This window comes from Pseudodesulfovibrio thermohalotolerans (assembly GCF_021353295.2).
GTDB lineage: Bacteria > Desulfobacterota > Desulfovibrionia > Desulfovibrionales > Desulfovibrionaceae > Pseudodesulfovibrio > Pseudodesulfovibrio thermohalotolerans.
On the sequence record NZ_CP120635.1, the window covers coordinates 2,082,039 to 2,096,588 of the forward strand.

Consider the following 14,550-nt stretch of genomic DNA (forward strand, 5'->3'; position numbering starts at 1 on the left):
TTTGACGACGATATGCGAAAATTGATGCGATTGATCACAAATTCCATCCAAACAAGACAACGAGTAAGCGACTGTTAATCACTGTCAGCTCTTTTTTTGAACAACACACAGTCTTTACCATTCGCCTTCTTCGAACCTGAACCAGCAAACGCAAGGGCCGACGAAAAATCGTCGGCCCTTGTACAATTTGCAGGTCCGGCCTGGGGCCGGTGGGTAGCAGAACTTATCTGGACTGGTGCTTTTCCTTGTATTCCTGCAGGGCGTGACAGAACTGATCCATGCAGGAAGTGGACTTGGAGCCACAAGTGATACCGCTGAAACGATCAAGAACGAAGTCCACGTTCATGCCTTCGATCATGGAAGCGATGGCCTTGAGGTTGCCCTCGCATCCACCGGAAAAGTTGACGTAGTCGATGCTGCCGTTGTCCACGACGAAATCGATTTCCTTGGTGCAGACACCCGCTTCGGGGATGTAATGCTCAACGTTGACTCGGGAGGACGGGGCTGCGACTGCGGAAGCTGAGTGATGCTGTGCGTTATCCATTGTATTTTATCCGTATTATTTAAAATTCCAACCGGACAAACCCGGCTAAAGAACAACTCGTCTTTCCTTGCGGCATGGCGTCATGCGGGCAAGACTTCCCTCCCTCCGGCTTGGTCCCGTATTCGGGGCCGTCGGAAGGTTTCATACGTCTTCCGTTCGGACAGAGACGATTCCTCAAGGCGACCAGGGAACAAGGGCCAATCAACACCGAGTCGTACAAAATCGGGGTCGTCGCCCAGGAGCCGTACCACGGCCCCTATCCGTTCCTTCGGCAAAAAGCGTGCGGTCCAAACATCTTGATCCAAGACAACTTCAAATCCGAGATTGTGCCATTTTTCTCAAACCAGACCGGAAAGCGACACACTCAGCAGAAGTAAATCTAAAACACTTTCTACCGACCAACGCACAAACAACGGTCTCACGTGCGTTGAGAATCGAACTACCTAATCATAAAACGCTTGTCAAACGCCAATTGTGAAACATGGAACATAATTTTTCCACTGCACTACTACCAGTTGAGCACTCCAATCCTGCTATTCCCAGATCCAAATCCAGACTTAAACAAGAAACATGCCATGTGAAAAAGATCACAAGACACTTGTTTCCACTAACACCACCTTCTTGCTCCGCCGCCAAACCTTTCATCTGAAGACAGGACAATTGTAAATCGGGAATTTCCGTCAACCAATTTTACTACAATCCAGCCAAAATCGTGGTTAAGCCCTAATCCCAGCGTGATATGCTCTATTCTCAACACAGGAACACGCGTCAGCCCACACACGGACAAAATTCGGGGGGGGCTGACTCTCATTGCCCAAGGAAATTCAAAGCTAAGGCCAGTGCGATGTCGCCGCTTCCTTTGACCAGGTCTATCGGGTTCGCCAAGGGGAAACATCTGTTCACTGGTCGCCCCTCGCTGGACGACAGGAGTTGCCGCCATGCCACCACAACACGGCTGTCTTACAACCGGCTTTGCTTTTGCCTTGTCATGGGCTATATATTTTACTCTCCTAAAATGGCTGCTCGCTGTTCCTGGATCAAATCCCGAAACATGCCCGTTATACGAACGCGGCTGGAGCGCATAGCCATGACATTCCGACCAGTTTATTTTACTCCAGCTTCCCAACTTCTTTGTTTCCGCGTCACAAAATACGTGGAGGCCATGGTCGGGCCCTATCCGATTCTGAAACGTTCAAAAAATAAGCGGCCGGACGCAATCGTGTTGCCGACCCGCAGCGCAAGCGCGCCCGGCTGCATGGCAGTAACACATAACCACATGGAGACCCCATGGAACCTTACATCACGGCGACAAACGGCGTGATCTTGGTCTTCCTCCTCATCCTGACGCTCATCCTTCTTTTTTGTCTAATCCTCGCCCCGCTTTTCATCTGGAAATGGACCAAGGCCACAAAGAGAGAAATAACTCGACTCAACTCCAACACGATCGCGCTTATCACCATGCTAAAGCGATGGGAGAACCGCTACCTTCTGGTGGATGGAGAACAAAGCCCCGACCACAAAGACGAACGGCTGTTTAAATAACGGCCAGTTAACGGTGCGAGGGGAAAACCGTGGAACAGACGTTGGAGTCTTGCCTTGCGGGCGCTCCACGGTTTATTTATCGGCATGTCCTCGCTCTTCACTCGAAACATCATTGAAACCATACGGGCCATCCCAAAGGGTCGGGTATCCACTTACGGCCGCGTGGCCGCTCTGGCGGGCAATCGGCTGGGAGCGCGACAGGTTGCCAGAGTGCTGCATTCTAGCTCCCGCAAAGAAAATTTGCCGTGGCACAGGGTGGTCAACCGCGAAGGCCGGATCGCCCTGGGGAAATTGCAAGGGCGCGATGAGCAAAAACGTCTGCTCCAAGCCGAGGGCGTGGAGTTCGACCACGCAGGGCGCATTGACCTGGACCGATTCGCCTGGCTGCCGAATGAGCCAATAGTGACAGATAGATAGCGATTGCCAAGTGTTCCGGCTTCGACTATCACACTCTCCATGTCCGGAAATCGTCCATTGGGATTCTTCTTCGCCTTGCTCGCCGTGACCATATGGTCCGGCAATTTTCTTATCGCCAGCGGTTTCGTGGACGATATTCCTCCCGTCACGCTGGCCGCCCTCCGTTGGTTGACGGCCACTGCTGTCTTCCTGCCCTTCGCGAAACGCGACATGCAACGCGACATGCAGGCCTTGCTCGACAATCGCTACGAGCTTCTTGCGGCGTCGATCACCGGCGTGACCTTGTTCAACACCATGGTGTATATCAGTGCGCGCACCACAGACACGGTGAACATGGCCCTGTTCGCAGCCACCGCGCCGGTCTTCGTGGTCATTCTGGCCCGCATATTCCTCAAGGAACGAATCTCTCCGCTACGCTGGACCGGCCTGGCCATCGCCATTTTCGGAATGCTGGCCATCGCCACCAGAGGTTCTCTGGACACGCTCCTTCACATGACCTTTCGGCTGGGCGACATCTGGATGTTCGCCGCGGGCTTCCTCTGGGCCGTGTACTCTATTCTGGTCAAGCGCAAGCCCGCGACTATTAGCCAAAACGCCTATCTCGGCGCGACCTTTTTACTGGGGACCATCCCGCTTGTCCCCGCAGCCCTCATGGAACAGTGCTTCGTATCCTCCTGGACTCTCACCCCGGCCGTGATCGGCGTTATTCTGTACACAGGCGTGCTGGCCTCCCTGGCCGCATTTTTCCTCTTCAACACTGCCATCATGCACATCGGGCCGGGCAATGCCGCCCTGTTTCAATATTTCATTCCGGTCTTCAGCGGAATCGGCGCGTGGGTCCTGCTCGACCAGCCCATAACCCCGGTCCACGCCGCAGGCTTCGTGCTCATCTTTTCAGGCGTGGTCATGGCCACCCGCACCCGCTGACCGGGCAGCTGTTGCCACTCGAAATGAGGGTTGCTTTTCCGTTCGATTTTACAATATATTGAGAGCCATGAAACAACTACTCGCCACCATAATTCTTGCCGTCTCCCTAGCCGCCCTCCCCGCCTGTTCGACCAAGGCCCCGGACCTGGGAATGGCCAATGGAATGTTCGCCGTCTGCCCGGACGATGTCGACTGCATTTCCTCGCAAGCCGACGATGCAAAACACAAAATCGCTCCCATCACGGCCACCGGCGATCCAAACAAGGTAATGGTGGACCTACGCAGCGCAATTGAATCCATCTTCGGCGCCAAGGTGGTCCTGAGCGAGGGCAACTATCTGCGTGCCGAGTTCCGAAGCAGCGTCCTGCGGACCATAGACGATGCGGAATTTTTCTACGACGAGCAGGCCGGTCTGATTCATATCCATGCCCTGTCCCGTGGCGAAGCCCTGAATTTCCCGGACAGCCGGAAGCGTATCGAAGAGGTGCGCGTCAACTTCGCCAAATTGCAATAATCATTTTCCCAAAGCGCACAAAAAAAGACCGCCTCCAAAAGGCGGTCTTTTTTTGTACAGTCGTTCGGCTACTTGGATATGGCTTCGTTGGGACAGGTCTCAATGGCTTCATCCACGCAATCCAGAGTCGAATCCGGATCGATGACAGTAGCCTTTTCCCCGTCGGCGTCCATTTCGAAAACTTCAGGACAGATCTCAACGCACGATTCACAACCAATACATTCATCATGATCAATGACAATGGCCATAACTCAACCTCCTGAGATACTGGAATTAGTTAAAAATGGATTTCCATTTGTTGATACCTATACCCTGCGATTCAATTTGGTGGCAACTGTTTTATTCTGAATTTAGAGACAAAGCGATCGTCATCGGCAGCCCACTGCAAATACAGTAAGTCACGACCATGCTCGAAACAGTCTCCATCATTCTCATCGTGCTCGCCGCAGCATTCCTTCAGGGACTGACCGGATTCGGATTCGGACTCATTGCCCTTCCTCTGCTGGGATTCTTTCTGAGCATCAAGACCAGCGTTCCGCTCATGGTCCTGCTCGCTTTGATCATAAGTCTCTACCTGACCATCCGTTTACGCAAATGCATCAATCTCAAATGCACTTTCACACTACTGGCCGCCAGCAATTGTCTATGCTGCCCTTCAACCATGGACCAAGAACGAGGCCAAGGCCACGCTGGCGTGCTTCTTCGCCTTGTCCGGTCTAGTCATCATCCTCTCCCAGGCCCTTTCCGGAATGATTACCGGCGAAGTGCTGCATCTGTACGCCCTTAGCCTGCCCGCTCTCTTAACCGACATCTTTCTCGGAACCAGGGCGTACAAACACCTCTCCGACAAGGGCTACAGGACACTCGCACTGGCAGTCGTCTTCCTGCTCGGCTGTATGATGATCTACCGCAACATCTGAGCCTGGAGAACGCCTGGCCGATAATTCCGAGGCTCTTGATGGATGAACACGCAATGAAGGCCGACCGCTTGCCAAAAAAAGAGCCGCTTCAAGCGGCTCTTGGTGTTTCGTATGAATTTCCAGTCTAAGGGTTGTTCATCATGGCTTCGATAAAACTGTCGGGCCAAAGGGCCGGAGAAGGATCGCCCTCCATGAGGCGCTCCTTGCCCGCTTCGTCCAGTTCGAAACCGTTCTTGATGAAACTGGTGTAGAACCCGGCCGCGTCGATGGCCCCGATGAGAATACAGCCAGCCAGGACGTTGTCCTTGAAAATCAGCTTGCGATAGACAGAGTTTTCCCGGTCGAGGAACACGGCGGCTTCATACAGCTCGTCATCGGCAAGATTGGTCTCGCCCACGGAAATGGTCGGCAGTCCATAGTAGGTGATGGAGTTCATGGACATCCCGCCGGTGTACGGGGTTTCGGCCCCGGCCATGTTCCGGCCCGCGTAACGCCCCTGAGTGTAGGCGTTGGGCCAGATGGGGCGAACCGTATATTCGCCGGTCAGCAAGTCCTTGGCTTCGGCGACATCTCCGGCCGCGAAAACATCCCGGTCACTGGTCGCCATGTAGTCGTCCACGCGGATGCCCTGCCCGGTGGTCAGCCCGGCCTGGATGGCCAGCCCCATGTTCGGGCGCACGCCCGCGGCCACGATGACCACGTCCGCCGGGACCAGCCCCTGGTCGGTTTCCACGCCTTCGATGGAACCGTCCTCGTGGCGGATGACGGCCTTGGTGTCCGTACCTTGCAGGAAACGAATGCCGTTCTTTTCCAGGTGTTCGACAATCAGTTCGCCTGCGGTCTCGTCGAAGTAGGTACGCATGATCCGGGAGCGAACCACGATGGTCACATCGACTCCCTTCTCGGCAAAGCCTTCGGCGGCCTTGAGCGCAATGAGGCCCGCGCCGATGACAACGACTTTCTTGACCTTGTCCACCAATTCCTTGAGGGTCTCAGCATGGGCCACGGTGGTGAAATTGTACACGCCGGGGCCATCGATGCCCAGCAGGTTCGGCTTGACCGGAGTGCCTCCGGTGGCCAGGAGCAGCTTGTCGTATTTGACCTTGTCGCCGCAGTCGAGAGTCAGGACCTTTTCGGAAGCGTCCACGGAAAGTACCCTCGACCCCAGCCGCATGGCGACCCCGTTACGCTCGTAGAACTCCTCAGGGCGGAACGGCAAGGTGTCGAACTTGATCTTATCCGAGAGATAATAGGAAATGAGCGGGCGGCCGTAAGTCGGCACGGCCTCGTCGCTGATAACCGTGATGGGACCGGTCTTGTCGTGCTGGCGAATACCCTCGATTGCACCGATGGCAGAAACGCCATTTCCCACAATAACGTAATCCATTCGGAACTCCTCTTGGTCAAAATCTCAACGTATTGACAATTCTGGCAACAATGGCCTGAAAAAATTTGCCGGACCGATTTTCTACACATATTTTAGTTAAAAATCCATAATTATTAATTCAAACGGGTGTTTCAAGATAACACTCTGATTTAAAAGAATAAACACCATTTCAAAAGATTTGCAAGATAGCGGAAGAAAGGCTATTTAGTGCTCCGCAAAAAAACATACCCGAAAGAGAAATTCGACGTGAGCTTAGACGGACAAAAGATACTCATTGCCAACAGGGGCGAGATCGCCGTGCGGATCATGGAAGCATGTTCCGATCTCGGCCTGCCCTTCGTTGCCCTGTATACCAAAGAGGACTCCCGGTCCGGTCACCTGGACGTGGCCCGCAGGCTGGGCGGGGAGAAATCCCTGTACCGCATCCACAACTATCTCGACGCCGGCGACATCCTGTCCGTGGCGGACGAGTCGGGAGCCACGGCCATCCACCCCGGATACGGCTTCTTTTCAGAGAACTACCGGTTTGCACGCCGTGTGGTTCAACGCGACCGCCCCATGACCTTTATCGGCCCTTCCTGGGAAGTTATCCGGGACTTGGGCGACAAGATCAACACCAAGCGCATCGCCCGCACCCTGGGCGTGCCCACGGTGCCCGGCTCCGACCGGGCCATATATGACGAGCTTGAGGCCGAGGCCATCGCCGAAAGCCTGTTCGAATTCCAGGCCAAGATGGGCATCAGCCGTCCGGTGGTCCTGGTCAAGGCGTCGGCGGGCGGCGGCGGCATGGGCATCGACGAATGCGAGGACATGGCCCGTTTCCGCCAGACCTACCGCCGCATTCGCAACTATTCCCTGCGGACGTTCAACGACGAAGGCGTGCTCATCGAGCAGCGTGTGTTCAACTTCAACCACCTTGAAGTGCAGATCGTCTCCGACCGCTCCGGGACCAATCCGGTCCACTTCGGTACCCGCAACTGCTCGGTCCAGTCTCCCGGCTTGCAAAAACGTATCGAAGTCGCTCCCGGCTTCTGGCCGCAGGGGCTGACCTACGGCTTCGACGCCCAGAAACTCCTCGACGACATCACCCGCTACTCCCTGTCCATCGCCAAGGAAATCAAATACGACAACGTCGGCACCTGGGAGTGGATCGTCACTCCGAACGGCGACCCCTTCCTTATGGAAGTGAACACCCGCATCCAGGTGGAGAACGGCGTCTCGGCCTGCATAGGTTCGGTCAACGGCAATCCCGACGTGAACCTCATCCGCGAGCAGATCCGCACCGGCCTTGGCGAGCCGCTGGGCTACACCCAGGACGACGTTTCCTTTGGCGGCGTGGGTATCGAATACCGTCTCATCGCCGAAGACACCACGAACGGCTTCACCCCCTGGGTCGGCCGGATCGAGGAGCTCAAGTGGCAGGAACGCGACTGGCTGACCGTGCACACGCACGTTCCCACTGACCGCACCTATCAGATTCCCACGGAGTACGACCCCAACCTGGCCCTGGCCATCATCTGGGGCAAGGATCTCGAAGAAGCCAAGGCCCGAGGGCTGGAATTCCTGCGGGACCTGCAACTCAACGGCTCCGACTCCGCCGGGGAGGCGATGAAATCGAACATCCCCTTCCTCATTGAAAAAACCGAAAACCTCCTCGTATTCTAAGCTATGAACATAGAAAAGACCCTGCAATCCCTCCTGGGCCGGGTGAACTACGCCCGCGACATCCTGGGCAACAAGTCCCGCCCCGAGCTGGACGCCTTTGCCACGGAGATCGCCCAATTCCAGGAGAAGAACGCCGATCTCTCCGAGGAGCGGGCCATCCGGGCCGTGGAATCCCTGGACAAGCGGCTATCCACCATGGAAACCGCCATCGACGCTCAACTGACCGCCATGGACAAGGTGCGCATAGTCCGCCACCCCCAGCGAGCCAGCCTCAAGGACATCCTGGAGAACGTCTACGACAACTACACCGAGATGGGCGGCCAGGACGAGCATTCCATCGACCCCGGTATGCTCATCGCCCGCGCCTACATCACCCGCCGCCGGGGCAAAAAGATCATCAACCAGCCGGTCATGGTCGTGGGCCAGGAAAAAGGCCACGGCGAGGAATTCCGCAACGGCGGTTCCATCAAGCCCTGGGGCAACTCCAAGGCGCTCAAATACATGAAGGTCGCGGCCCGGGAACAGATTCCCATCCACGCCTACGTGAACACGCCCGGTTCCTACCCCATTGAGGACTTCCCCGGCGCGGCGCAACAGATCGCCGAAAACATTTATGAAATGGCCGGACTGGATGTGCCCATCGTTGCCATCTTCTCCGAAGGCGGGTCCGGTGGCGCCGAGGCCATCGGCATGGCCGACAAGCGCATCATGCTCTCCCACGGTTACTACTCCGTCATCTCGCCGGAGGGAGCGGCCGCCATTGAGGGACACATTCGCGGTTCCGAGCGGGCTCCGGCCGAACTCATCGAGTCCTGCGCCATGGCCCAGCGCATCACCGCCCAGGACAACCTCGCCAACGGCTATATCGACGAGATCATCCAGGAGCCGCCCCTTGGCGCGCGCGCCGACCACTTCGATTTCTTCAAGCAGGTTCGCGAGCAGGTCGTCCGCGCCACCGACGAGGTGGCATTGAGCGTTCGCGGCGTGCGCCTTTTCCGCGCCGTTGCCCTGCGCCACTTCAAGAAGAACACCGACGTCATTGTGCGCTGGTCCCTCAACGAGAAGGCCCGCGAACGGCTGGTCGCCAAGCGGTTCCGCAAGTACCGCCGCATGGCTCAGCACGCCTATCAGGACAACCGATCCCTTCTGGAAAAGCTCAGCGCCACCAGCTCGGGCATCGTCTCCAACTCGGCCAGCCTTATTCTGTATGGGCTCATCAAGCCTTTTAAACACCGCGTGGAGCGGATCGTCGAAGAGGTCTCGGACGAGGCCCACGTCATCACGGCCAAGATCGATGCCGTGCTGCGCAGCGCGCTGAAGAAAATCGGCATCACCTCCACCAGTGACAAACAAAAGGAAATGGAGCTGACGGGACTGTCCCAGGCCGAGCCGGAAGCGCCCGCCCTGGTGAACGACAGCGACTATGTCAGTCCCCAGGCCCTGGAGGACCGCGAAGTCACTTGCCCGCACTCCCGCAAGCGCGGCTGTCTGGACATCTGGGCGCGCGACCTGTTCACCGACTACGCGGGCGTCTGCCCCAACTGCGGCTACAACTTCCCCATGGAATACCAATGGTATCTCCACAATGTCTTCGACCGCGGGTCCGTGCGGGAATTCAACCGCGACATCGCCTCGGGGAACCCCACCGACTTCCCCAACTTCGCGGCAAGGATTGAAGCCGCAAAGAAGAAGACCGGCCTGCAATCGAGCTGCCTGACCTTCAACGCCAGCCTCGAAGGGCTGCGCGTTACCTGCGCCACCCTGGTGGCCAAATTCAGGGGCGGTTCCGTTGGAGCGGCCGAGGGCGAAAAGTTCATTCGCGCCCTGGAACTGGCCCGGACCAAGCACCAGCCGTTCCTGGCCTACATCCACGGCACGGCGGGCATTCGCATCCAGGAAGGCGTCAACGGCCTCATCCAGATGCCCAGGGTCACCATGGCCGTACGCCGCTACATTGAGGAAGGCGGACTGTATATCGTCCTCTACGACACCAACTCCTATGCCGGTCCAGTGGCTTCGTTCCTGGGCTGCTCGCCCTACCAATACGCGGTGCGCTCGTCGCGCATCGGCTTTGCCGGTCCCGGAGTCATCAAGGAAACCACGGGGCTTGAGATTCCGCCCAACTATCATAACTGCTACAAGGCGCTCTCCAGAGGCCACATTCAGGGCGTGTGGAGCCGAAAAGACATCCGCAAGAACCTGCACCAGGCCTTCCTGACCATTGGCGGCCGGAACCTCTACTACCGATAGCCGCAGCACCTCGCTCAATCAAAAGGCAGCCGTCAGGCTGCCTTTTTTATTGGCTGAAACAAAATTTTATGAGACCCGTCACCAAGTGGTAACAACCGATCCCGCCTCCCATGTAAGAAAATTGTTGCGCGAGTCGCCTGGCGGTGACAACTCGACGTACGGTGGCGGCATGAGCCATGTCGCCTCGTCAACTCATATTTGATCCGCCTTTTCCAGTTACAGGGGAACGACGATGCATACGGAACTACCAGCGGACATTCTCAGGGAAATCCCGACCGGCCCCATGCTGACCAGGACCCTCATTCTCATCACTATCAAGGACTATTCCAAGCTCAAGGAGATGTACGGACAAAACTTCGTAGACCTCCTGGAAAAAGAGCTCAGCGACTCTCTAGCCGCCACAGCCGCCGCCAACAAAGCCCGCAACATGCGCGTCATCAGGCCCGCATCGGGCAAGGCCGCATTCATCGTTCCCCAAGACAACAATCCGGCGGATATCGCATACGAATACAAGACACAGGCCCAAAAGGACATGGAGCCGACAATGCTCCGCCACACGGGACTGGGCATCGACCTCGGCATGGGCTTCGCACCGATCCCGGTCGCCCCGGACGACGGCCAATGGGGCGCGGCCCTGAATAGAGCGCTCAACGCGGCCCTGCGCATGGAGAGCCGTCCGCTGAACATGAACGATCTGTCCATCACCAGCCGTTTCAACACAATCCTCGTCCAGGGGTGGGTCTCGGCCCATTACCAACCCATTCTCGACTTCCGGACGGACACCATCCTTGGATGGGAGGCCCTTGCGCGCGGTCCCGAAGGGTCCGCCTTCCGCTCTCCGGTCATGCTGTTCCAGACCGCCGAAGAGCTGGGCCGCCTGTTCGCCCTCGAAAAGCTCTGCCGCGAAGCGGCCATCCGCAACGTGGGAGAGCTAAAGGACGGCCAAAAACTTTTTCTCAACATCCACCCGAAGACCATGGCCGACCCGTCGTTCTCCCCGGGCCAGACCCTGGACCTCATGGACAAGTACGGGTTGACCCCGGACAACGTGGTCTTTGAAATCACCGAACAGCACAGCGTCCAGGATTTCGACCTCTTCTACCGCGCCCTGGCGCACTATCGCAGCCAGGGATTTCAGATCGCGGTGGACGACGCGGGAGCCGGATACTCGGGGCTGACCCTCATCGCCGAATTGCAGCCCGACTACATCAAGCTCGACAAGTCGCTCATAGACGACATCCACAAGGACCCGGTCAAACGCGCGCTTGTGGAGACCACGGCCACATTCGCGGACAAAATCGGCTCCCGGATAATCGGCGAAGGCATCGAGACCAGGGACCAGGCGATCTGCCTCAAGAACATCGGCGTGCATTGCGGCCAGGGGTATTTCCTGGCCCGACCTGCCGCCCCCAAGCCGGACGTCAACGAGGAATGCCGCCATCTCAAAACCGTCGGCGACATTTCCAACAATATCATCTGCTCTCCGCCTGTTGGGGACCTGGCCAAGGCCCCGCACTCCATGGAAATGTCCTGTCTGGTCGCCTCGGCCCACGAGTTCTTCCGCAAAAACGACTCGTTCACGAACATCGTGGTGGTCCGGGACAACGTACCAAAGGGCTTGGTCATGGAGTACCACCTCAACCGGCAACTTTCCTCGCAATTCGGCATAGCCCTGTACCACAAGCGGAGCATAGACACGGTCATGGACAAGAGCCCACTCATCGTGGACGCGGACATGCCGGTTGAACAGGCCGCGCGAACGGCGATGAAGCGGGAACATATCAAGACCTACGACGACATCATCGTGACCAAGAAGGGACTGCTCTACGGCGTGGTCACGGTCCAGGACCTGCTCAACGTGCTGGCCAAAATCCAGGTGGAGATGGCCAAGGGGACAAACCCCCTGACCGGCCTGCCCGGCAATGTTGCCATCGAGCAGGAAGTGGAATCCCGCATCAAGCAGAAACGGCAGTTCAGCATCATCTACGGCGACCTGGACCACTTCAAGGTCTACAACGACACCTACGGCTTCAAGAACGGCGACAGAATTATCAAGCTGGCTGCCGACATCATGTCATGGGCCACGCGCAAGCACGCGCCCCACGACGCCCGCCTCTGCCACATCGGCGGCGACGACTTCGTGCTCATCACCCCGCCCGATTCGGTCCACAATCTGTGCAAATCGATCACCCGCTGTTTCGGCCGATTGGTCAAGAGCTGCTACTGCATGGAAGACAAGGAGCGCGGTTGGATTCTGGCCAAGGGACGCGATGACAAGGAGCGCAAATACCCCCTGGTGACGATCTCCCTCGGGGTCATCGAGATCGACGGCCCCTGCTCCCTCATGGAAATCGGAGAGCGCGCCGCGCACATCAAGAAATACGCAAAGTCCATTCCCGGCAATTCCGTGGCCATCGACCGCCGCCCCGCCATCGGCAAGGTCGAGGAAGCCGTGTGCAACTGACTCTGTTCAAGCTGAACTTGAAATCAGCGGCATGACGATTGACGAATGATTGCGCCACAGAACAACCATCCTCTTTGCATCCCATATCGCACCATCGGTGCGGCTTATGGTTTCACAGGCCAAAAGGCGCATAATTCGGGTGAATGAGTGGAAATTTCGAAAGCCAAGAAGCACAAACAAAAGCGGGCCGGTAAAACCGGCCCGCTTTTCATTTTATTTATCGCGTCAATTTGCGGAATTTCAGTCGATGCGGATGATCGGCCTCGGCGCCCAGGCGTTTTCTGCGGTCGGCGTCGTAGTCGCTGTAGTTGCCTTCGTTCACGACCACCTGCGCATCGCCTTCGAAGGCGATGATGTGGGTCGCGATCCGGTCAAGGAACCAGCGGTCGTGGCTGATGACCAGGACGCAGCCCGCGAAGTTCTCCAAGCCGTCCTCCAGGGCGCGCATGGTGTTGACGTCCAGGTCGTTGGTCGGTTCGTCGAGAAGAAGCACGTTGGCCCCGGACTTGAGCATCTGGGCCATGTGCACGCGGTTCCGCTCGCCGCCGGAAAGGACGTCGACCTTTTTCTGCTGGTCCTGCCCCGCAAAGTTGAAACGGGAGCAATAGGCCCGCGCGTTGACTTCGCGGTCGCCGAGTTTGACGAACTCCGCCCCGCCGCTGATGATCTCATACACGGTCTTGCCGGGAATGAGGGAATCACGGTTCTGGTCGGCGTAGGCGAGCTTGACCGTGGCGCCAAGGGTCAGGGTTCCGGAATCGGGCTGTTCCTCGCCCACGATCATCTTGCACAGGGTGGACTTGCCCGCGCCGTTGGGACCGATGATACCTACAATGGCATTGGGCGGCAGAATGAAGCTGACATTCTCCATGAGCAGCTTGTCGCCCATGGACTTTGTCACGTTTTCGGCCACAATGACCTGCTTGCCAAGATGAGGTCCCGGCGGAATGTAGATCTGAAGATCGTCAGCCAGACGCTCGGCCTCGTGGGAAAGCATGGACTCGTAGGCATTGATACGCGCCTTGGACTTGGCCCGACGGCCCTTCGGAGACATGCGAATCCATTCCAGCTCGCGCTCCAGCGTCTTCTGGCGGTCGGCCTCCTGCTTGCCCTCCTGGGCGAGGCGGTTTTGCTTCTGCTCAAGCCAGGACGAGTAATTGCCCTTCCAGGGAATGCCCCGTCCACGGTCGAGTTCAAGAATCCAGCCCGCCACGTTGTCCAGGAAGTAGCGGTCATGGGTCACGGCGATAACGGTGCCGGGGAAGGACGAAAGGTATCGTTCCAGCCAGCCCACGGAGTCCGCGTCCAGGTGGTTGGTAGGCTCGTCGAGGAGCAGGATATCCGGAGACTGGAGCAGCAAGCGGCACAGGGCGACGCGACGGCGCTCACCACCGGATATGACGGAGACCGGAGTATCGGCCGGAGGGCAGCGAAGGGAATCCATGGCCATTTCGAGCTTGGAATCAATGTCCCAGGCCCCCTTGGCATCCATGAGTTCCTGCACCTGGCCCTGGCGCTCGATGAGCGCGTCCATCTCCTCGGCTTCCATGGGCTCGGCGAACTTCTCGTTGATGGCGTTGTATTCGCGGACGATGTCCATAATCTCGGCCACGCCCTCCTCGACGACCTCGCGCACGGTGCGCGTCTCGTCGACCAGAGGCTCCTGTTCAAGATAGCCGATGGAGTATCCGTCCTTGACTTGGATGTCGCCCTCGAACCGATCGTCCACTCCGGCCAGGATCTTCAAGAGCGACGACTTGCCCGAGCCGTTCAGGCCGAGCACGCCGATCTTGGCGCCATAGAAATAGGACAGGGAAACATTCTTGAGAACTTCCTTCTGTCCGTGACGCTTGGTCACCTTGTACATGGAATAGATGATCTTTTCCGCTTCGTTGCTCATTATAACCTCATTAAAAGTGA

13 protein-coding genes are annotated in these 14,550 nt (G+C 57.4%); 9 read left to right on the forward strand and 4 right to left on the reverse strand.

Annotated elements, in window-relative coordinates; translation table 11 throughout:
• Positions 1–223 precede the first annotated feature (223 nt).
• Positions 224–544 (reverse strand): TIGR03905 family TSCPD domain-containing protein, encoded by a 321-nt coding sequence (locus LF599_RS09915; RefSeq protein WP_269942580.1) that lies wholly within the window; start codon positions 542–544, stop codon positions 224–226.
• Between the two features lie 1,287 nt (positions 545–1,831).
• Here LF599_RS09915 and LF599_RS09920 point away from each other — a divergent pair.
• The 4 genes from LF599_RS09920 to LF599_RS09935 all read left to right on the forward strand — a co-directional run bounded on the left by LF599_RS09920 (position 1,832) and on the right by LF599_RS09935 (position 3,944).
• Positions 1,832–2,086: a hypothetical protein gene (locus LF599_RS09920; protein ID WP_279520626.1), complete on the forward strand. Its 255-nt coding sequence runs from the start codon at positions 1,832–1,834 to the stop codon at positions 2,084–2,086.
• An 84-nt stretch (positions 2,087–2,170) separates the two neighbouring features.
• Positions 2,171–2,503 carry an MGMT family protein gene (locus LF599_RS09925; protein WP_279520627.1) on the forward strand — a complete coding sequence of 111 codons (333 nt, stop codon included), beginning with the start codon at positions 2,171–2,173 and terminating at the stop codon, positions 2,501–2,503.
• Between the two features lie 57 nt (positions 2,504–2,560).
• Positions 2,561–3,430, forward strand: coding sequence for a DMT family transporter (locus tag LF599_RS09930; RefSeq protein ID WP_279520628.1), 870 nt, complete (start codon positions 2,561–2,563; stop codon positions 3,428–3,430).
• 67 nt (positions 3,431–3,497) lie between these two features.
• Positions 3,498–3,944 carry a DUF1499 domain-containing protein gene (locus tag LF599_RS09935; protein ID WP_269942576.1) on the forward strand — a complete coding sequence of 149 codons (447 nt, stop codon included), beginning with the start codon at positions 3,498–3,500 and terminating at the stop codon, positions 3,942–3,944.
• Between the two features lie 68 nt (positions 3,945–4,012).
• Here LF599_RS09935 and LF599_RS09940 read toward each other — a convergent pair whose 3' ends face one another.
• The gene (locus LF599_RS09940; protein ID WP_269942575.1) at positions 4,013–4,192 is read right to left on the reverse strand and encodes a ferredoxin; all 180 of its coding nucleotides are present in this window, start codon (positions 4,190–4,192) and stop codon (positions 4,013–4,015) included.
• 158 nt (positions 4,193–4,350) lie between these two features.
• On the opposite strand from LF599_RS09940, the gene LF599_RS18310 reads away from it, so the two are divergent.
• Both LF599_RS18310 and LF599_RS09945 read left to right on the forward strand, forming a co-directional pair.
• Positions 4,351–4,731, forward strand: coding sequence for a sulfite exporter TauE/SafE family protein (locus LF599_RS18310; RefSeq protein WP_404823691.1), 381 nt, complete (start codon positions 4,351–4,353; stop codon positions 4,729–4,731).
• Complete coding sequence (locus LF599_RS09945) at positions 4,652–4,864, forward strand: hypothetical protein (RefSeq protein WP_269942574.1); 213 nt, start codon at positions 4,652–4,654, stop codon at positions 4,862–4,864. The genes LF599_RS18310 and LF599_RS09945 overlap by 80 nt, the downstream gene beginning before the upstream one ends.
• A 124-nt stretch (positions 4,865–4,988) precedes the next feature.
• On the opposite strand, the gene LF599_RS09950 is transcribed toward LF599_RS09945, so the two are convergent.
• Positions 4,989–6,251: an NAD(P)/FAD-dependent oxidoreductase gene (locus tag LF599_RS09950; protein WP_279520629.1), complete on the reverse strand. Its 1,263-nt coding sequence runs from the start codon at positions 6,249–6,251 to the stop codon at positions 4,989–4,991.
• A gap of 246 nt (positions 6,252–6,497) precedes the next feature.
• Between LF599_RS09950 and LF599_RS09955 the strand changes: the two genes are divergently transcribed.
• The 3 genes from LF599_RS09955 to LF599_RS09965 all read left to right on the forward strand — a co-directional run bounded on the left by LF599_RS09955 (position 6,498) and on the right by LF599_RS09965 (position 12,630).
• Positions 6,498–7,916, forward strand: a complete 1,419-nt coding sequence (locus LF599_RS09955) for a biotin carboxylase N-terminal domain-containing protein (protein WP_279520630.1) — start codon at positions 6,498–6,500, stop codon at positions 7,914–7,916.
• A 3-nt stretch (positions 7,917–7,919) separates the two neighbouring features.
• Entirely contained in the window at positions 7,920–10,166 is a 2,247-nt protein-coding gene (locus LF599_RS09960; protein ID WP_279520631.1) for a carboxyl transferase domain-containing protein, read from the forward strand.
• Positions 10,167–10,398: 232 nt separating this feature from the next.
• Positions 10,399–12,630 (forward strand): GGDEF domain-containing protein, encoded by a 2,232-nt coding sequence (locus tag LF599_RS09965; RefSeq protein ID WP_279520632.1) that lies wholly within the window; start codon positions 10,399–10,401, stop codon positions 12,628–12,630.
• Between the two features lie 217 nt (positions 12,631–12,847).
• Here LF599_RS09965 and ettA read toward each other — a convergent pair whose 3' ends face one another.
• Entirely contained in the window at positions 12,848–14,530 is a 1,683-nt protein-coding gene (gene ettA / locus LF599_RS09970) for an energy-dependent translational throttle protein EttA (RefSeq protein WP_269942567.1), read from the reverse strand.
• Positions 14,531–14,550: the final 20 nt, after the last annotated feature.